The sequence below is a fragment of the Methanosarcina hadiensis genome, from assembly GCF_046529725.1.
Taxonomy (GTDB): domain Archaea; phylum Halobacteriota; class Methanosarcinia; order Methanosarcinales; family Methanosarcinaceae; genus Methanosarcina; species Methanosarcina hadiensis.
The window spans coordinates 1,210,258-1,228,736 of the sequence record NZ_CP136241.1 but is presented as its reverse complement, the minus strand read 5'-3'; the positions used below and the strand labels follow the sequence as shown (position 1 = coordinate 1,228,736).

Genomic DNA, 18,479 nt, shown 5'->3' with positions numbered 1-18,479 from the left:
AAATGAGGAATCAATGTTAAAAAGGAAATAGAGAAGGAATAATCAGTGTTGAAAAAGGGAATAGAGAAGGAATAGATGTTAATAAAAAACTCCTAAAATTAAGTACATTAACCATAACGTTCTAAATTTATATCCTGAAAATTTACAATTTAGTTAGACTGTTATCAATAGCTGCCATCTGAGCTTTCAAATAAGAAAATCTAGCCCGAACATAATGTTCCAGACCATATTTCCATTCCTTACACTCAGGTCTTTCCGAATTAATGAACATAGCCTGATTGGCACAGCCTCCCATGCAGATGGGCAATATCTTGCACTTCACACAGTCCGGATACTCAAAAGGCTCCCAGGTCAGCCACTGAATCTCGCGATTTCCCTTCTCCTCGTATTGGCTAGCCAGGTCTCCGATTTTTCCTATGCTTGCGGCCTTATTGCCTATTTCGGTCCAGCACTTGTACATGTCGCCATCTGGACCAAGGACAAAAGCGTTCGTCCGGTTGGCATCGCAGGCGCGGGCAAATCTCGGATAAAAGGACTCTTTGCCTGCGTCGAATCCCATCAGGTTCAAGTTTTTACAGAAAGCCTGATTTATTGCCGAGAATTCTTCTGTCAACATGCAGGAACTCTCATAAGATTTACATCCTGCCGTATAAGGTATGACATGGCCCAGGTAAATGAATACATCACTCAGGTTGTGCTCCTTTAACACATCAAGGAGCCTGCTAACATTATCAATGTTGGAGCGGTCAATATTCACGCGAATATATGTCTCAAGACCGTTTGCTTTCAGAAGCTTTATTCCTTCAAGAATCCGGTCGAATGTCGGGTCGTTGCTTCCTTTAAGCATTCTTCGGCTGTCATGCACTTCGCGAGGCCCGTCCATGGTAACATGAATAAATTTAATTCTGTTCTTCCGGAGATTCTGCACCGTATCGGGGTCTTCCGAAAGCAGGTAGCCGTTAGTAACCATTCCGGCAGAATATCCGACTTTATGCTCTTCCGTAATGGCGATTATTTTCTGTGACAAATCAAAAACAATTTCTTTTGCCAGGAGGGGCTCTCCGCCGTACCAGGTTACGAATATGTCTTTTCCTGCCTTTACTATCTCCTCAATATAGCCGAGTAAATCCTGCTGTACATCGTCTGGCATGAAACTGTTTTGACGACCGTTCTCGTCCTGGCTTTTATCCGGTTGCTCAAAGCAGTAGGAGCAGGAAAAGTTACAGGCTAAAGTGGGAGCGATAACCAGTCTGGCTATCGGGCTGTCATACTTGTCACTGTTATAGTTGAATTTGATCATCTTCAGTTCGTCTGCAGTGTCGTCAACGACGAATCCTCCTTTTCGTAGCTCGTCAACGAACTGCCTTTCGTTTTCTGGCAGGAGAGCGTAATCAAACTGAGGGACGTCCAACAAATCTATACGGTTCTTTCTCACTTCAGCCAGTGCCGTAGTAAGGCTATTAAAAATCATCACTTTGTCCGGATCATCGGTTGGCCAGACAAAATTATAAACTGACGGTTTCATCTCTGTAACTGATTTTTACTTTGTTCTTTATTCTTAATTTGCACCTGATCCCTGATCTGTCCTTTATTCTTAATCTGTCCTTTACTCTTATTCTGTATTTGATCCCTGATCTGTACCTGATCGCCTATACTGCTTTTACACTCGCAGAATCCGCAGCCTCCTACGCCGTCGCATCCGACACACCCACGTGCGGCTGCTTTTAATTTCTGGGGCAATACTAGATGGACAATATCAGCAGATTCTTTAACGACTTCAGGTTTCACGTTCTGATTCTTTTCTGCTTCAGGAATGATCTGTTTCGTGAGTTCTTCACGGGACAATGTGTCTGTCGATTTGATTTCTTTTTTAATCTTACTCAACATTTTGACCCCCTATCAATTATAAGAAAAGTTTCTATTTACTGACAGTAAAACATTCAAACTTTAGTTAATAATTAATAGTGTTTGATAGTATAAACACTTAACTATAGATATAGATATCAGTTATAATTTGATAAAAATAATATTTAGTCAGTATTCAGTTGTTTAATATTACAGAAAACGGCATTCTGGGATAAACTGGCTGATCCTCTACAATTGCCAGGTTTTTCACAATCCATGTTCAATAATCTATGTCCAAAATAGACCAGTATACCAGCTGAAACATGTCATGAACTGCTGCAACTTTATATGCTTCACATATGATAGGTACTTTTCATTTCATTAATTGTAAAGGGCATAAGGTCGATTATAATTACTGATTATCACTATACTGGCTGCCTGCCGGACAAAGTGTATGGTTAGTAAACCAGAAACACCTCTTACACTCTGAACACATATTCACAGGCTCGCTGTTTATTACATGGCTGGCAAACTCGGGGTCAGCCAGCATTCCCCTGCCAATAGCAGCAAAATCCACATAATTATTTTCAATTAAGAACCGTACCTGTTCTTCCGTGCGGATCTCATTGACTGCGATAACAGGAATGTTTACTTCTTTTTTGATCTTGCAGCCGCTCCATGTTATGGGACTGTATATGAAACCTTCCGGAACCGGATGTGTCGGGGGCTGCATGCCAAATGAAATGTGAAGCAAATCAATTCCGGCTTTCTCGAAGGCTCTGGCTGCTTCAATGCCGTCCCTGCTTTCCGGCAGGTACTCACCCATGCGCACGCCGATAATGAAATTTTTATGAATATTATTCCGGATGTCCGGCAGAATTTTTGTTAGAATTCTCGCCCTGTTTAGAGCATCGCCTCCGTACCCGTCTGTCCGGCGGTTATAAGAAGCATCAAGAAACTTGCATAAGGTAAACCCGTGTGCGAAATGATATTCCACGCCATCAAAACCAATTTCAGAAGCACGGATGGCTGCCTGCTTCATATTCATTTGCATCGAATGAATCTCTTCATCTGACAGCCTGTTAATGTCCATATTGCCGCAGTGGAGCTGCATCATTATCGTCGCACCATATTTATGGCAGTTGTTCGCAATCTGTTTTAAAGCCGCAACATCATCTACTGACCACATGCCTGTTGAATACAGGGCGCCGAATACGCTTGTAGCCTGAACAATAATTAGACCTGTACCGCCTTTCGCCCTCTTCGTATAATGTTCGATGTGCTGCCTGCCATAATAAGACCGGTTGTCTCCATGAAAAGAAAAAGTAACCATAGGAGCCATTACAATTCGGTTTTTTATATGATTCCCACGTATCACCAGTTCGTCTGTTATCCTGGCCATTAATTTCCTCCCCAATTTCCTTTGCAGGGCTTTTGATTATACTATTATCTATGCTTTCTGCAAACTATTAGGTTATGGTTCCTGGCCAGCAATGATCTTCAGAACCGCGAGAATACTGTATAAAATTAGACAATCTTTCTTCAGCAGCTATTAAGAATTGGTTTTTGGGCAGAGCCTCCAGACAAGCTGGCTGAGGCATTATTGCAAATTATGATCCTTAAAAACATCATTCGAGTCAGGAGAAGTATTGTCTCTGACCTGCAACCCGACTCAAACCTTGACTGGCACAGAAGGAAGAACTAAAAATCAAATTGCGGGCGGCCACCCCATCCTAAAGGATGGGGTATGCTTCGGGCCGCCCGCCCGGTTACTTAGGAAAGATGATTAAGTATCCTTTAAAGAGGTTTCATGAACATAAGTGATTGAAATTTTAACCTCGGTTTCCGGTCCAATTTACTATCTCTATACAAGGAAACTATGGTTTAGATATTCAAAGAGAAAAACGAAGAGGCGAGGGTTCACTTCATCCCCTACCTAAAGATAGGGGTATTCGTGACCCTCTGCGCTCCCGTTGTAATAAAATTTTTCGGCTTCAGAAATATATTAATCTAAAATCATCTGCCACTCTTATTCTTTATTTCCCGAATAATATCGATGAACTCTCTGGTTTCCTTTTTTACATCGTCACTGCACACAACCGCAGAAATTGCAACAAGGCTGTCAGCCCCATTCTCAATAACGCTCCTGCAGTTTTCTTTATTGATTCCACCGATAGCAACGACAGGAACTTTAATCGCATTCATAACTTCTCTTATCCTGGCAGGGCCGATCCCCTGCCCTGCATCTTTTTTCGTAGAAGTATCGAATATGGAGCCCAGACCTACATAATCCGCACCGCTTTTTTCTGCTTCGACCGCTTCATCGACATTATGGACTGTGAGACCTATGATCTTATCCGCTCCCAGGATCTTTCTTGCAGTTTCGATTGGCATATCGTCCTGGCCTATGTGGACTCCGTCCGCATCGACCGCTAAAGCAACATCGACCCTGTCATTCACAAGGAAAATTGCCCTGCCGCTGCAAATTTTCTTGATTTCGGCTGCTTCATCAATCATCTCTTTTGTGCTCTTGTTTTTCTCGCGGTATTGAATAATTTTGCAGCCGGCTTCAACTGATTCCTTTACATCGGAAAGAGTTCCTTTTCTTGAAAGTCCGGAATCCGTCACGAGATAAAAATCTATTTCTTTCAAAAGAGACTTTTTCCGGGATAGATCTTTCTGATCGGATGCCTTCCGGTTGAAAACCTCCTGATCGCAGTTTTTCTGATTCATTATGCTTCAACTCATTCGACAACATTTTTTAAAAATAACATACTGGAAGATAACATATTGGGAAATAACATACTGGAAACCAGAGCCCGAAAGATGAAGTTTTGATGATAGCTTTCAGATGCCAGGTATTTATCAACTTCCATTCATTCTACAAATGAGGGTCCAGTCGCAGGGTGGGGGGCAGGAACGATAAATTAATATCATTCATACAGTTTCCAGAGGTAATATCCAGCCAGAAAACAGGAAACCTGGACCGTTTATATGAAAAGGAAAACCCTTATTCAGGATTCACTTTTCTTCAACTTTCATCATATCCTTCACTTTTTCGTCGGACAGATTGAAAACTTCATCATACAGGTTAACCTTAAAGCTTCCAGGACCTTTTGAATTTTTGGCAGCAAGCTCTCCTGCGATCCCAAAATAGCTTAATGCATCCCTGGCGGCGTCGCAATAATCCGGATTGACCGCTGCAAACGAACCGATAATTGACGCAGCCATGCATCCGGTACCGACAATTGATCCCATTAGCTCGTGCCCGTTCTTAACAACGAATGTCCTCTTTCCATCGCTTATTATGTCTTCTTTTCCTGTCATTACAATAACGGAGGAGCTTGATTTTGCAAATTCTTTTGCAACCTTTTCAGGGTCAGCACTGATAGAAGTCGCTTCAACCCCTTTCGTTTCAGCGTTCTCGCCTGCGAGTTTTGCAATCTCGGAATAGTTGCCTTTGATTATATCCACATGGACGGATCCAAGGATTTTTGCAGCCATCTCATCCCTGAATTTCGTAGCCCCTACTCCTACTGCATCGAGTACCACAGGGATTTCCTTTTCATTTGCTGCAGCAGCAGAGAGAAGCATCGAATCTATGATTTCGGATGTCAGGGTTCCTATATTCAGCACAAGCGCAGATGAGATCTTTGTCATATCAGCACATTCTTCAGGGGCGTGCGCCATTACAGGGAGTGCGCCAAAAGCTCTTGTTATATTTGCACAGTCGTAAATAGTTACCCAGTTCGTAATATGATGTACCAGGGGTTTAGTTTCCCTTATTGTTTTTAACGGGTTTTTCATTAAGTATTCCTCGATATACGTTTTAAATCCTGCATGGCTTAAAGTTATGAATGCTAATAAATAGCACGGTATCCGGATCAGCATTTATCCGTCTGGCAAACGGTAAAGACTCTTAATTGTCAGACATCAGGTCTACCGAACTTTCTGCCTGGAATCATTGATCGTGAACAAGCGTAAAAGTCATTTAACAGGGCTCGATGTTAAATTTGTTTTTGGTTCCTGACTCTCTCGCTGCCTGTGTAAATATTCATTTTCGAGCCCCGAACGAAGCCAATAACGGTAAGGCCAGCCTGCTCTGCCATGCTTATGGCAAGGGTTGTGGTCGCACCTCTGGATGCGATAACAGGAATGTTAGCAATCAGGCATTTCCTTACCATCTCCGAAGAAAGCCTTCCCGAAGATGCTACAACAGTCCTTGAAAAATCAACTCCATGTTTCAGCCCGTAACCTATTGCCTTGTCAAGGGCATTGTGCCTGCCGATATCTTCCATAACGCAGATCTTTCCATTCGGCCCGAAGAGACCTACAATATGTATGCCGCCTGTCCTGGCATGAAGGTCTGAAGTTAGCGTTTCTTTCATTATACTTTTTATTACAGAAACGTCGACGACCAGATCAGATTGGATTTTCGGAAGCTTTTCGGCGTCCAGATAGGAAGCATCGCCTCCACATCCTGAAAGGACTGTTTTGCCTGAAAGCATTATCGAAAACGGATCTTTCGTCAGGACACTGGCACTGAGAGTAACGACAGCATTTTCTTTTCTGTCTTCTTCCCTGCTTTCTTTTACGTTTTCTTCTGTGTTTTTATCCTTTTTTTCCTCTATACGCAACGATTCAATGTCATCAGGCCTTTTGATAATCTTCTCTGTGTATAAAAACCCTGTTACAAACTCTTCAATCATAGACGGGCTTACCATAGCTGTCAGAGCATGGCGGCCGTTAACGAAGACTGCAAGAGGCACTTCCATTACAACTTCATGCAATGAAGGGACCATTGATCCGCTGTCATATTTAACGCAGAGAACGGTGCTGTACATCCTATACCACATATACCACATCCTTTAGCTGTAATACTTCTTTACGCCATCCGAGCGATTTCTTTTATTGTTTCGATAAGCAGGTCAACCTCTTCCAGGGTATTGTACAGGTAAAGGCTTGCCCTCACAGTGCCGTTTTCAAGCCCCAGATATTTCATTAACGGGATACAGCAGTGATCTCCCGAGCGGACGAGGATTGCTGCTCTTTCATCAAGCAAATATGCAATCTCATGAGGATGAATCCTGTCTATCGTGAAAGAAACGACCCCTACTCTATTTTCAGGGTCCAGAGACCCATAAATATTAACATTATTTATCCCGGCAAGTCCTGATAGAAGATGTTCGGTTAGCTTCTGCTCATGCCTGAATATGGCATCCATTCCCAGATTTTTAAGATATTTCACAGCCTTAGCCAGCCCGATTGCTCCAGATATATTCGGTGTGCCTGCTTCATACCTTTTATAACCTGAAGTCAAAGTATATCCTTCGGCGCTTCCTTCTATATCTACATCGTCTACCGTTCCTCCACCCACCATCAAAGGATAAATAATCTCAGCCTTCATCCACAGCACACCTGTGCCGGTAGGGCCGAGCATTTTATGCCCTGAAAAACATAGAAAATCGCATCCAATGTCCTGAACATCTACGGGAAAATGTGGAACAGACTGCGCCCCGTCAACCAGGAAATACGCACCACGCTCCTTGCAAATGGCAGCAATCTCCCTGACAGGCTGAATAGTACCGATTGCATTTGAAACATGGCTTATTGCAACCAGTTTTGTATCAGCAGTAACTGCTTCATCAAAAGCTTCTATTTTAAAGATACCTTCGGAATCCGGCTTAATAATCACTACCTCAACACCTTTTTGACGCAGCCTTAGCCAGGGAAGCAGGTTAGAGTGATGTTCCATAACTGTCGTGACTACACGGTCTCCCTGCTGCCAGTCCAGTCCGGCTGCAACCATATTGATAGCTTCTGTAGTGTTTCCGGTAAAAACTGTAGTACCTTTCTCGCCGCCAATGATACCGCTGACCTTATCGTGCGCGTCCTGATACCTCTGTGTTGCAAACCTTGTAAGTCTGTGCATTCCTCTGCCCACATTCGCACGGTACTGCCTGTCATATTCGTTCATCGAAGCTATAACAGGCTCAGGCATGAGGCTGGTTGCTGCGCTATCCATATAGTGAAGATACTGAGGTATCTGGAAGTCAGCCAGGCAGTCTTTAATGTTCATTACGCTTCATCCACGTTGAAGAGTCTGCTTATTGACTCGGTCCCATTTCCAGGGCTCGTCAAGGATATTGACAGTAACGTTTTCTATTCCGTTAATGCTCAGGACTTTTCTTTTTACCTGGTTTTTAAAGTATTCGATAACCGGACAGGCGCTTGTTGTCAGCACCAGATTTACGTCTACATTTTCCCCGTCCACGATAACATCTTTCACAAACCCCAGATTGACAATATCTATCCCGATTGCAGGATCGATAACGTCTTTTAATACGGAATAAATCTGCTCATCTCTGTTAAACCCTGATTTTTCCTGGTTTTCCACGGAAATCTGTGCAGGCTCAGGCAAGGTTCCTTCATGGGCTTGAAGCCGCTCCTCTAACCTGCTCAGGCGGTCAAGCATCTGGCTTATAACGGTAAGCACGGGATCAGGCAGCTTATTATGATCCAGTTGCTCTGAAAGTGCGGATGGCTGTGGCGTTCCGGCGATTTTGGCGGGAACTCCCACTACGGTAGCGTCTGGGGGAACTGACCGGACTACAACCGAACCTGCACCTACTTTCGCCCCCTTTCCAATTGTAATCGGTCCGAGCACGATTGCTCCTGAGCCAAGAACAACATCATTTTCTACAGTAGGGTGGCGCTTTTTTCTCTCAAGGGCCGTGCCTCCGAGCACAACTCCCATATATATGAGGACGTCATCCCCCACCTCGGCAGTTTCTCCTATCACGACGCCTGATCCGTGGTCGATAAAAACCCTCTTTCCGAGTTTTGCCCCTGGATGGATTTCAATTCCTGTGAGCGTCCTGGAAATATGAGATGTTAAACGGGCAAGGAAAAACAGGTCTTTATTCCACAGAGAGTGAGCTACACGATGCATCCAGATAGCGTGCAGGCCCGGATAGCAGCAGAGGATTTCGAGTGTGGACCTTGCTGCAGGGTCTTTTTTGAAAACGGTTCTTATATCTTCCCTTATCCCCATTGAAATCTTCCGGTGTTAATTTTCAAATAGCTCCGTAAGTTTGTAAGTCAAACAAATCAGCTAGATCAGCCAGATAGTCATAAGGTAAATTAATCAAGTAAATTAATCGAGTAAATCAGTCAAATAAATCAGCCAAATAAATCATTCAAATAAATCTGTACTCAAATATCGTTCTCCCGTATCCGGCAGGATGACAATGATTGTCTTTCCGCTCATTTCTTGCCTGGACGCTACCTGCAGTGCCGCATATGCAGCCGCACCTGAAGAAATACCTGCAAGGATTCCTTCTTCCTTTGCGAGCCTTCTGGCTGTTGCAATGGCATCTTCCGCATTTACTTTGATTATTTCATCAACGAGATCGAGCTTGAGCACATCAGGAACAAAACCTGCCCCTATTCCCTGAATCCTGTGCGGTCCCGGCTTTCCGCCGCTGAGAACCGGGGATTCTGCAGGCTCTACTGCAATTGCCTTAAAACCGGGTTTCCTTTTTTTAAGAACACTGGCAACACCTGTAATCGTCCCACCTGTCCCCACACCTGCTACAATTACATCCGCTTTGCCGTCCGTATCCTTCCATATTTCCTCGGCAGTTGTCCTGCGGTGAACTTCAGGATTTGCAGGGTTCTGGAATTGCTGAGGTATATAGTAAAGAGAAGGGTCTTCTGCAGCCATCTGCTCTGCTTTGTTGACCGCACCTTTCATCCCTTCAGGTCCCGGGGTCAGGATGAGTTCTGCACCAAGTGCTTTGAGCAATTTTCTCCGTTCTACAGTCATTGTTTCAGGCATAACCAGTATGAGCTTATATCCGCGAGCAGCGCATACACCTGCAAGTGCAATGCCGGTATTGCCGCTTGTAGGTTCGATGATGGTAGTGCCCTCTTTAATTCTCCCTGTACGTTCGGCCTCTTCGATCATCGCCAATCCGATTCTGTCCTTTACGCTTCCCATCGGGTTAAAGGATTCCAGTTTAACCAGCACATCCGCATTCAGACCTTTTGTTACGTGGTTCAGCCGTACAAGCGGGGTGTTGCCAACTGTCCAGGTAATATCAGAATAAATTCGCCCCATACCATTCACCTTATTCTTCGAAGTTTACCTCTTTCCGCATTTCCCATATTCCAATTCGTTCAAGCCTGTATTTAAACGGTCAATAGTGTGTGTTTTTTCATTCAGACTAACAGCCATAAGGAATTTTCTTAAAGGAATTTCCTGATAGCTTTCTCAGGCATCTGGCCAGAGGGAAAATTTACCCTGAATGCCAGCAATGCCACCAGTATAGCATAATAATCCGGGGGGAAATTCACAATTGTGAACTATGTTTATCTCTGGTTCTCCTGAATATATAGTTATCGAGAAGCTTCTTAAGTAGAAGACTTAAAACAGGTCTAAAATCGATACATGTGCCGTTAAAATAAGACTTTAGAATAAGATTAGCAGTAGTATCCGAATTTAGTACTTTCTAATTGATTTTTTTCTTTTTTCTATATTTTCTTTTTCTATACTTACTTTTCTGGACCACAGGTGCTTGTGCAATTGCTTTCATTGCCTCTGGCACTCACGCAAATCTTGCAGATCCTTGGAACGAAATCTTCAACTTTATTCTCAATCAGGTCCTGGGCAAGTCTTTCGATCAATTCTTTCGTTTCGCCCTGGAATTCGATCCTGTATCCTCTCTTTCCCGAAATATACTGGGAAACTGCCGACGGGGCAATCCCCAGCAGCTTTGCTGAAGCCGCCTGTGACTGTCCTTTATTTACAAGTTCGATTGCGAGACTGGCTCTTATTGCGGGAACCAGATCCCACACAATCTTCTGACACGGAGTTTCCATAATACATCACTTTTTTATATTTACAATTGAGAACGAATATATCCTGTAAACATATATATTTATTATCAGTTTTAAAAATAATAATAAGATTTCGCAGAGCGAGAATTTCCAGGGAATTGCAGCATTTTTTATTTTTCAGGTTTCAGTGTTTTATCAGAATCATTCTGGATATTTTCAGGGATAAAACTTAAATAGTCACAATTGTGAATAATCATAACAATTGTGAAGGTGTAAGTTTGACAGTGGAAAACAGGACCATTTACATGGACAACTCTGCTACGACTCCTGTAAGGAAAGAAGTTGTCGAAGAGATGCTTCCTTACATGACAGAAAACTTCGGAAACCCTTCTTCAATTTATGACCTGGGAAAAGTTTCAAAGCGTGCGGTAGAAGAGGCAAGAAAAAAGGTTGCTAATGCCATCGGGGCTGAAGAGAACGAAATATACTTCACATCCGGAGGTACCGAGTCCGATAATTGGGCATTAAAGGGAATAGCCTTTGCAAATCGCAACAAAGGAAAGCACATAATCACAAGTTCCATCGAACACCATGCGATCCTGCACGCTAGCGAATGGCTCGAAGGGGAGAGTTTTGAAGTCACTTACCTTCCTGTTGACGAATACGGAATGATATCACCTGATGATCTGAAAAATGCGATCAGGAACGACACCATACTTATTTCCATAATGCTTGCAAACAACGAGATAGGGACGATTCAGCCTGTCGAAGAAATCGGAAGAATCGCAAAGAAGAAAGGGATATACTTCCACACGGATGCGGTGCAGGCAATAGGGCACGTTCCTGTGGATGTTAAAAAAATGAATATCGACCTCCTGTCTCTATCAGGGCACAAGTTCGGAGGACCAAAAGGCTGCGGAGCACTTTACATAAGAAAAGGGACAAAAATCGAGGCTCTTCTCCATGGCGGCGCACAGGAAAGAAAACGCAGGGCAGGCACAGAAAATGTCCCGGCTATTGTTGGTCTTGGAAAGGCCATAGAACTTGTAACAGGCGCGCTTGAGGAAGAGAATAAAACCCTTCTGGAAATGAGAGAACGCCTTATTAAAGGGCTTCTAAAGGTTCCTAAAACCCATCTCAATGGTCATCCCAAAGAAAGGCTTGCAAACAATGTAAATGTCACATTTGAATACATAGAAGGGGAGTCTCTCCTGCTTCTCCTGAATGCAAAAGGGATTTTTGCATCTACGGGAAGCGCTTGTAACTCAACATCTCTTGAACCCTCACATGTGCTTACAGCTTGCGGAGTTCCTCATGAGATCGTTCACGGTTCATTGAGGCTGAGCCTTGGAAAGATGAATACGATGGAAGATGTTGACAGGGTGCTTGAAGTCCTGCCTGAGATTGTTCAGAAGCTCAGGAATATGTCACCCTTGACTCCTCAGGAATACAGGAAGTTTTGAGCAAAAAATTCGGTTTAATAAACTACTCTAGAATCTGAGTTTAGAAACTTGATCATTAAAATTCTGATCATTAAAATTCTGATCGTTAAAATATAGTTCAGGAGGACAATTCATGGATTACAGCGTTAAAGTTATGGATCATTTTTCGAATCCCAGGAACATGGGAAGCATTGAAAACTGCGACGGAGTGGGAGAGGTAGGGAATGCAAAGTGTGGAGACATAATGAAGATATTCCTCAAAGTGGAAGATGACAGGATTGTCGATGTGAAGTTTCAGACCTTTGGGTGCGGGGCTGCAATTGCATCAAGCAGCATGGCAACCGAGCTTATTAAAGGAAAAACTTTGAAAGAAGCCTGGCAGCTTTCAAATAAAGCAGTAGCAGAGGCACTTGACGGGCTCCCCCCGATAAAAATGCACTGTTCAATGCTTGCTGAAGAGGCAATCCATGAAGCGATAAATGATTATCTGAAGAAACAGGGACTTGAGCCGTGGACAGAATAATTGGCAACATTTTGAGAAATATTAAATTTAAACGAGATTGTTTATAAATATCAAAAACTGCCTCGAAATGAAGTAGTTTTGAAAAAAGGAATTAATAAGGAAAATCGGAATCGCTATGGATAATCAGTTAATTATAGAAGAAATAAAAAGGCTCAAAGAAGAAAGAAATGCGATAATTCTCTCTCATTTTTACACACGCAGGGAGGTGCAGGAAGTTGCGGATTTTGTGGGGGATTCTCTTTCCCTCTGCAGGGCAGCAGTGAATTCAAAAGCTGATATTATAGTTTTTGCAGGTGTCCATTTTATGGCAGAATCCGCATCGATCCTTTCCCCTGAAAAGTTAGTTCTTTGCCTGTCCCGGATGCAGGTTGTCCGATGGCAGATATGGTTACAGTAAAGGCTCTCAGGGAAGAAAAGGAAAAATATCCCGGTGCAGCTGTTGTTTGTTACGTAAATAGTTCAGCAGCCGTAAAAGCAGAATCGGACATTTGCTGTACATCCGCAAATGCGGTAAATGTGGTAAATTCAATCAAAAACAGGGACATTATTTTTGTGCCGGATAAAAATCTTGGTGCATTCGTGTCCCTTCATACGGACAAAAAAATTCATCTATGGCCCGGGTTCTGCCATGTTCACGATAACATTGGCGAAGATGAGATAAAGGACTTAAAAAATCGTTATCCTGATGCCGAGTTTCTTGCACATCCGGAATGCAGGCCTGAAGTCCTTTGCCTTGCAGATCACATTCTCAGCACAACCGGAATAGTGAAACAGGTGGAAAAGTCAAGTTCCAGAGAATTTATCATCGGGACTGAAAAGGAACTTTTTGAAAAACTGAAAAGACAATACCCGGATAAGAAGTTCTATCTTTCCTCAGAAAAGGCTCGATGCTATAATATGAAAAAAATTACTCTCGAATCCATCTTTAATAGCCTTGAGAATACGGAATACGAGGTCAATGTTCCTGAACATGTAAGAGCTAAAGCAAAAAAGGCACTTGACAGGATGATTAAGGTAAGCTAAAGTTAAAATTAAAGAGTGGAAAAGAGAGGAAGATAGAAAAGAAGGCTTAAGACTCCTCTCTTAGTTTTCAGTTTTGTTTTCTTTTTTTCCTTAAACAGATAACCCTTAAACAGATAATTATTTATATTAGAATCACAATTGTGATGATTGTTCACAATTGTGAATAATGGTAATTAAAGATTTGTCAGAATGGCAGAGTGGTGATGCTTCCGGCTGCAAACCGGAATTATGTGAGTTCGATTCTCACTTCTGACTTGAAAATTGTGGTTTTGAGGTAAGATAAAATGGGCAATGAAAAAGAAAATCAGACTGGAGAAAAAGGGTCAAAGAAAAGGGCTCTTGAAAACCCGGGCATTTCAACCCTTGCAGTACATGCCGGAGCAAGACCTGACCCTGCCACAGGAGCAAGATCGGTTCCGATTTATCAGACTGCAGCCTATGTGTTCAACGATACTGAACATGCAGCCGACCTTTTCAGGCTCAAAGCAGAAGGAAATATTTATACGCGCCTGATGAACCCGACAACAGATGTTTTTGAGAAAAGGGTTGCTGCCCTCGAGGGCGGCATAGGTGCTCTTGCTACCTCTTCAGGAATGGCTGCAATTACAACAGCCCTGCTTACCTTTACTGGACCCGGGGATGAAATTGTATCAGGAGATAAAATCTACGGGGGAACCTACGAGCTTTTCAATTACACATTTCCCAAACTCGGAAGGACTGTGAAGTTCGTAGACTCAGGCAGTCCCAAAGAATTTAAAAAAGCAATCTCCGAAAAAACAAAAGCCCTTTACGTAGAATCAATCGGGAATCCTAAACTTGATGTTCCCGACTTTGAAAAACTTGCAGAAATCGCCCATTCGGCAGGAATTCCCCTTGTTATTGATAATACGGTAGCTCCTGTGATTCTCAGGCCTATCGAGCATGGGGCTGATATCGTGGTACATTCCGCAACAAAATACATTGGAGGGCACGGGACTTCAATAGGCGGAGTAATTATTGATTCAGGAAACTTTGACTGGAGCCCGGAGAAATTCCCTGAAATCTGCAACCCCGATCCCGGCTATCACGGGTTGAAATATAAGGAAGCCTTCGGAAAGGCAGCTTTTATAGCAAAAGCAAGGGTGCAGTTCATGAGAGATACAGGAGCCTGTATTTCTCCTTTTAACTCCTTCCTGTTCACTCTGGGGCTTGAGACTCTTCCTCTCCGAATGAAAAAACACTGCGATAACGCCCTTACAGTTGCTAAATTCCTTCAGAAGCACCCAAAAGTTGCATGGGTTTCATATCCCGGTCTTGAGTCCCACAGGAACCATATGCTCGCAAAGAAATATCTGAAATCCGGCTATGGGGCAATAATAGGATTCGGTATCAAAGGAGGGACAGGAGAAGCAAAGAAATTTATTGAAAGCCTTGAGCTTTTTTCCCACCTTGCAAATATAGGGGATGCAAAAAGCCTCGTAATCCACCCTGCCTCAACAACACATGAACAGCTTTCCGAGGAAGAAAGAAAAGCCTGCGGAGTAACTGAGGATTTCATCAGGCTCTCAATAGGGATTGAGGATGAAAAAGACCTGATTTTTGATATCGAACAGGCACTTTCTGAGGTTTGAGTTACTATGGCTATTTCCTCCTCAAATTCTTCCAGGAATCCTTCCGGGACTTTTTCTAAAAACCTCTTTTCGGGAAAAAAAGGTCAGAGTGTCGGGTTAGTCCGTTCTTTTAACTATAAAATCCCCGGTCCCTTCGAACTCGAAAGTGGAAAAATCCTTCACGGTGTCAGGATAGAATACGAAGTCTACGGGAAAATGAATGCAGATAAAAGCAATGTTATCCTCATCTGCCACGCTCTGACCGGAGACGCCCACGCTGCCGGATTCCATCAGGGAGACAAAAAACCCGGCTGGTGGGACATTGTAATAGGTCCAAACAAAGCATTCGATTCTGAAAAATACTGCATAATCTGCTCAAACATCCTTGGAGGCTGTAGAGGCTCCACAGGTCCCTCTTCCATAAATCCTGAAACCGGAAAAATTTACGGCATTTCTTTTCCTGTAATCACCATCGGGGACATGGTTAATGCCCAGAAAAAGCTGGTAGAGCACCTTGGAATAGAACAGCTTTTTGCGATTGCGGGCGGCTCCATGGGTGGAATGCAGGTACTCCAATGGACCGTAAGTTATCCCGAAATGGTAAGAAAAGCAATTGCAATAGCAACAACTGCATCCACCACTCCTCAGCAAATCGCATTCGGAGCAATCGGCAGGAAAGCCATAACCGACGACCCTAAATGGAACGGAGGGGACTATTATGGAAAAAAGATTCCTTCGCAGGGTCTCGCACTTGCGCGCATGATAGGCCATATTACATACCTGAGCGATGCTTCGATGCAGAAGAAGTTCGGAAGGTTACAGAAGGGTGCGGATACGGTAAGTACAGCGGGCTCAACCAGTGCGATAAGTGCGACAGCCGCCAGTTTATCTGAATTCTCCTCTGAACTCTTCCAGGAATTCGCTCCAAACTTCGAGGTTGAAAGCTACCTGAATTATCAGGGAGATAATTTCACAAAACGTTTTGATGCCAATTCATACCTCTATATTACAAAAGCCGTAGATTATTTTGACCTCTCAAAGAACGGTTCTCTCATTGAAGGCTTTTCCGGGGTTACTGCAAAATTCCTTGTAATTTCCATATCCTCAGACTGGCTCTATCCTCCATACCAGTCTCAGGAGATTGTATCCGCTCTTACTGCAAACGGAGTTGATGCCAGGTATGAAGAGATCAGGTCCCAGTACGGGCACGATGCTTTCCTGCTTGAGGAAGGACAGCTTAGCTACCTTATAAAGAGTTTCTTATCAGAAGTCCTTGTGAGCGATGTCATGAATCGGAACTTCTATACGGTTTCGAGGGACGAAACAATCGAACACGCGTCAAGGCTCATGGTAAAGGAATGTGTAAGCCACCTGCCTGTTATATCGGAAGACGGAAGACTTGAAGGGATAGTCACTTCATGGGATATTACAAAAGCAGTAGCCTGCAAAATCAATGAGCTGGATGAAATCATTACACGCGACGTGAAGTATGTCTATGAAGATGAAAGAATTGAATATGCATCTTCAATTATGGAAAAACACTCGATTTCCGCACTTCCCGTAATAGATTCCGAGCACCGCGTAATAGGGATTGTTACAAGTGAAAGTATAAGTGCCCTTTTTGGCAATTATGACTGAAAAAGAATTTTAAATAAAAGAAAAAGCCTTCTTTTAACTTTTCTTAATTACTCAATTACTTTTAATCCTTCTTACTCGTCTCCTTTTTTCCCTTTTTTTTCTCTTACACTCTTTCTTTTTTAGATAAATTATTCAAGACTATCGCAAAAGTGAATACGAACACTATACCAAGTAATGCCATGTTTAAAGGACTGTTTATAACACTGACAAAAGTACTGGCGAATGAATAAACTTCGTTATGCACTCCATAATAAGCTGATTCCAGAACCAATGCTAGAATGGATATTAAACCAGCTATCAGAATACTTCGAATTAAAGTGTCAAGTTTCATTGTCTATCAACTTTTAGAAATGCATTATGAGATATAAATAAATTTATTTACACCCGATTTTCGTCTCACCCGAGTCCCGTCTCGGGATCGCATGAAATCGGAGATTTCATGGGAGTTACGATGTAATCGCAACAGGACGGTGTCCTTTTCGCTCGCTTTGCTCGCTCAAGAGGACTAAAAAATGGATGAATTATAAATCTTCCGACCCATGCAACCGTATTAGGCTTATCGAACCGTTCTTGTCACGCTCGACGAAGGAGAGCGGCCGTCTCAAAAAGAAGTAAAAGAGGAAAATGAAGAAAAAAATAATCTACTTCTGTTCTTTTCTACTTGCAAAACTCTTCTACTTCCATTCCTTTAAACTTCTTTCTTTTTTTGTGTAGAGCCACCAGACAAGCTGACGGGGGGTTTTCTATATTTAACTGTAAATTTGATAATCACTCTGGGCTAAGGAAGTAACTTCTCAGAACTGGTTATAACAATGGAAAACCCTAAAAATATATTCTTCAAATTTAAATTGATCTTTCATGAAAATCTGCGTCCTCCAGCACTCCGCCCTCAACACCCTTGGCAGCATAGAAGAATACGCCAGAACCAGAAACTACCCTCTCGAGTCAACCCGTTTTTATAAAACTACAAACCCGCCAGACTTCGATTCATTTGACCTCCTTATTATTATGGGCGGTCCTATGGGAATTTATGATTACGAAGAAAATCCCTGGTTAAGAGACGAAAAAGCCTTTATCAAACAGGCAATTGAAGCAGGAAAATCGGTTCTCGGGATCTGCCTCGGCGCTCAACTGCTAGCTGACGTGCTCGGCGCCCGCGTTTTTGAAAATGGGCACAGGGAAATGGGATGGTTTCCTATACGGGCGACAGCAACAGAAAATAAACCTGAGTTTCTCAAAGGGCTGCCGGAAGAAATTATGGTTTTTCACTGGCACGCCAGAAACTTTGATATTCCAGCCGGAGCTATACACATTTTCCGGAGCGAAGGATGCGAGAATCAGGGATTTATTTTAGGTGACAGGGTTGTAGCTCTCCAGTTTCATCCCGAAGCTACGGATGAAAGGATTAAAACTATGATAGGGCGGTTCGGGCTTGAAAATGGAGGTGGACCATTTATCCAGAAAACAGAGGAAATGACCGGGAGGCAAGAATATATCACCGGGACAAAAGAATTCATGTTTACGTTGCTGGACAGGTTTGAAAAAATTATTTATTCTTAAGCATTCTGTTCCTGAGCA

15 protein-coding genes and 1 pseudogene are annotated in these 18,479 nt (G+C 43.0%); 6 read left to right on the top strand and 10 right to left on the bottom strand.

What is annotated here, in order from left to right; genetic code table 11:
* Nucleotides 1-142: 142 nt before the first annotated feature.
* From RSJ42_RS05335 to RSJ42_RS05290, 10 genes are all read right to left on the bottom strand, one after another.
* Nucleotides 143-1,525 carry a radical SAM protein gene (locus RSJ42_RS05335; RefSeq protein ID WP_410509636.1) on the bottom strand — a complete coding sequence of 461 codons (1,383 nt, stop codon included), beginning with the start codon at nucleotides 1,523-1,525 and terminating at the stop codon, nucleotides 143-145.
* Nucleotides 1,522-1,887: a hypothetical protein gene (locus tag RSJ42_RS05330; RefSeq protein WP_410509635.1), complete on the bottom strand. Its 366-nt coding sequence runs from the start codon at nucleotides 1,885-1,887 to the stop codon at nucleotides 1,522-1,524. The genes RSJ42_RS05335 and RSJ42_RS05330 overlap by 4 nt, the downstream gene beginning before the upstream one ends.
* 370 nt (nucleotides 1,888-2,257) lie before the next feature.
* On the bottom strand, nucleotides 2,258-3,247 hold the full coding sequence (locus RSJ42_RS05325) for an NADH:flavin oxidoreductase (protein WP_410509634.1): 990 nt from the start codon (nucleotides 3,245-3,247) through the stop codon (nucleotides 2,258-2,260).
* A gap of 614 nt (nucleotides 3,248-3,861) precedes the next feature.
* Entirely contained in the window at nucleotides 3,862-4,578 is a 717-nt protein-coding gene (thiE, locus tag RSJ42_RS05320) for a thiamine phosphate synthase (protein ID WP_410509633.1), read from the bottom strand.
* A gap of 288 nt (nucleotides 4,579-4,866) precedes the next feature.
* A complete protein-coding gene (thiM, locus tag RSJ42_RS05315; protein WP_410509632.1) occupies nucleotides 4,867-5,652 on the bottom strand; it encodes a hydroxyethylthiazole kinase in 786 nt (261 codons plus the stop codon).
* A 200-nt stretch (nucleotides 5,653-5,852) separates the two neighbouring features.
* A complete protein-coding gene (fdhD, locus tag RSJ42_RS05310) occupies nucleotides 5,853-6,689 on the bottom strand; it encodes a formate dehydrogenase accessory sulfurtransferase FdhD (RefSeq protein WP_410509631.1) in 837 nt (278 codons plus the stop codon).
* A gap of 41 nt (nucleotides 6,690-6,730) precedes the next feature.
* Nucleotides 6,731-7,924, bottom strand: coding sequence for a cysteine desulfurase (locus RSJ42_RS05305; protein WP_410509630.1), 1,194 nt, complete (start codon nucleotides 7,922-7,924; stop codon nucleotides 6,731-6,733).
* Between the two features lie 6 nt (nucleotides 7,925-7,930).
* Nucleotides 7,931-8,899 carry a serine O-acetyltransferase gene (gene cysE, locus RSJ42_RS05300; protein WP_410509629.1) on the bottom strand — a complete coding sequence of 323 codons (969 nt, stop codon included), beginning with the start codon at nucleotides 8,897-8,899 and terminating at the stop codon, nucleotides 7,931-7,933.
* A gap of 141 nt (nucleotides 8,900-9,040) precedes the next feature.
* Nucleotides 9,041-9,967, bottom strand: a complete 927-nt coding sequence (cysK, locus tag RSJ42_RS05295; protein ID WP_410509628.1) for a cysteine synthase A — start codon at nucleotides 9,965-9,967, stop codon at nucleotides 9,041-9,043.
* A 434-nt stretch (nucleotides 9,968-10,401) separates the two neighbouring features.
* Nucleotides 10,402-10,728, bottom strand: a complete 327-nt coding sequence (locus RSJ42_RS05290; RefSeq protein ID WP_410509627.1) for a transcriptional regulator — start codon at nucleotides 10,726-10,728, stop codon at nucleotides 10,402-10,404.
* A gap of 242 nt (nucleotides 10,729-10,970) precedes the next feature.
* Between RSJ42_RS05290 and nifS the strand changes: the two genes are divergently transcribed.
* The 6 genes and pseudogenes from nifS to RSJ42_RS05260 all read left to right on the top strand — a co-directional run bounded on the left by nifS (nucleotide 10,971) and on the right by RSJ42_RS05260 (nucleotide 18,461).
* The gene (nifS, locus tag RSJ42_RS05285; protein WP_410510327.1) at nucleotides 10,971-12,149 is read left to right on the top strand and encodes a cysteine desulfurase NifS; all 1,179 of its coding nucleotides are present in this window, start codon (nucleotides 10,971-10,973) and stop codon (nucleotides 12,147-12,149) included.
* Nucleotides 12,150-12,261: 112 nt separating this feature from the next.
* On the top strand, nucleotides 12,262-12,651 hold the full coding sequence (nifU, locus tag RSJ42_RS05280) for a Fe-S cluster assembly scaffold protein NifU (RefSeq protein WP_410509626.1): 390 nt from the start codon (nucleotides 12,262-12,264) through the stop codon (nucleotides 12,649-12,651).
* Nucleotides 12,652-12,766: 115 nt separating this feature from the next.
* Nucleotides 12,767-13,674: pseudogene (nadA, locus tag RSJ42_RS05275) on the top strand (quinolinate synthase NadA).
* A gap of 284 nt (nucleotides 13,675-13,958) precedes the next feature.
* Entirely contained in the window at nucleotides 13,959-15,284 is a 1,326-nt protein-coding gene (locus RSJ42_RS05270) for an O-acetylhomoserine aminocarboxypropyltransferase/cysteine synthase family protein (RefSeq protein ID WP_410509625.1), read from the top strand.
* A gap of 6 nt (nucleotides 15,285-15,290) precedes the next feature.
* Nucleotides 15,291-16,901, top strand: coding sequence for a homoserine O-acetyltransferase MetX (locus RSJ42_RS05265; protein WP_410509624.1), 1,611 nt, complete (start codon nucleotides 15,291-15,293; stop codon nucleotides 16,899-16,901).
* An 858-nt stretch (nucleotides 16,902-17,759) separates the two neighbouring features.
* Complete coding sequence (locus RSJ42_RS05260) at nucleotides 17,760-18,461, top strand: type 1 glutamine amidotransferase (protein WP_410509623.1); 702 nt, start codon at nucleotides 17,760-17,762, stop codon at nucleotides 18,459-18,461.
* The last annotated feature ends 18 nt before the right edge of the window (nucleotides 18,462-18,479 follow it).

Bases quoted from the DNA above. Each gene is read 5' to 3' on its own strand.
- RSJ42_RS05260 (WP_410509623.1), top strand. From the start codon at position 17,760: ATGAAAATCTGCGTCCTCCAGCACTCCGCCCTCAACACCCTTGGCAGC.
- RSJ42_RS05305 (WP_410509630.1), bottom strand. From the start codon at position 7,924: ATGAACATTAAAGACTGCCTGGCTGACTTCCAGATACCTCAGTATCTT.
- cysE (WP_410509629.1), bottom strand. From the start codon at position 8,899: ATGGGGATAAGGGAAGATATAAGAACCGTTTTCAAAAAAGACCCTGCA.
- RSJ42_RS05290 (WP_410509627.1), bottom strand. From the start codon at position 10,728: ATGGAAACTCCGTGTCAGAAGATTGTGTGGGATCTGGTTCCCGCAATA.
- thiE (WP_410509633.1), bottom strand. From the start codon at position 4,578: ATGAATCAGAAAAACTGCGATCAGGAGGTTTTCAACCGGAAGGCATCC.
- RSJ42_RS05335 (WP_410509636.1), bottom strand. From the start codon at position 1,525: ATGAAACCGTCAGTTTATAATTTTGTCTGGCCAACCGATGATCCGGAC.
- RSJ42_RS05270 (WP_410509625.1), top strand. From the start codon at position 13,959: ATGGGCAATGAAAAAGAAAATCAGACTGGAGAAAAAGGGTCAAAGAAA.
- RSJ42_RS05265 (WP_410509624.1), top strand. From the start codon at position 15,291: ATGGCTATTTCCTCCTCAAATTCTTCCAGGAATCCTTCCGGGACTTTT.
- thiM (WP_410509632.1), bottom strand. From the start codon at position 5,652: ATGAAAAACCCGTTAAAAACAATAAGGGAAACTAAACCCCTGGTACAT.
- nifU (WP_410509626.1), top strand. From the start codon at position 12,262: ATGGATTACAGCGTTAAAGTTATGGATCATTTTTCGAATCCCAGGAAC.
- fdhD (WP_410509631.1), bottom strand. From the start codon at position 6,689: ATGTACAGCACCGTTCTCTGCGTTAAATATGACAGCGGATCAATGGTC.
- RSJ42_RS05330 (WP_410509635.1), bottom strand. From the start codon at position 1,887: ATGTTGAGTAAGATTAAAAAAGAAATCAAATCGACAGACACATTGTCC.
- RSJ42_RS05325 (WP_410509634.1), bottom strand. From the start codon at position 3,247: ATGGCCAGGATAACAGACGAACTGGTGATACGTGGGAATCATATAAAA.
- cysK (WP_410509628.1), bottom strand. From the start codon at position 9,967: ATGGGGCGAATTTATTCTGATATTACCTGGACAGTTGGCAACACCCCG.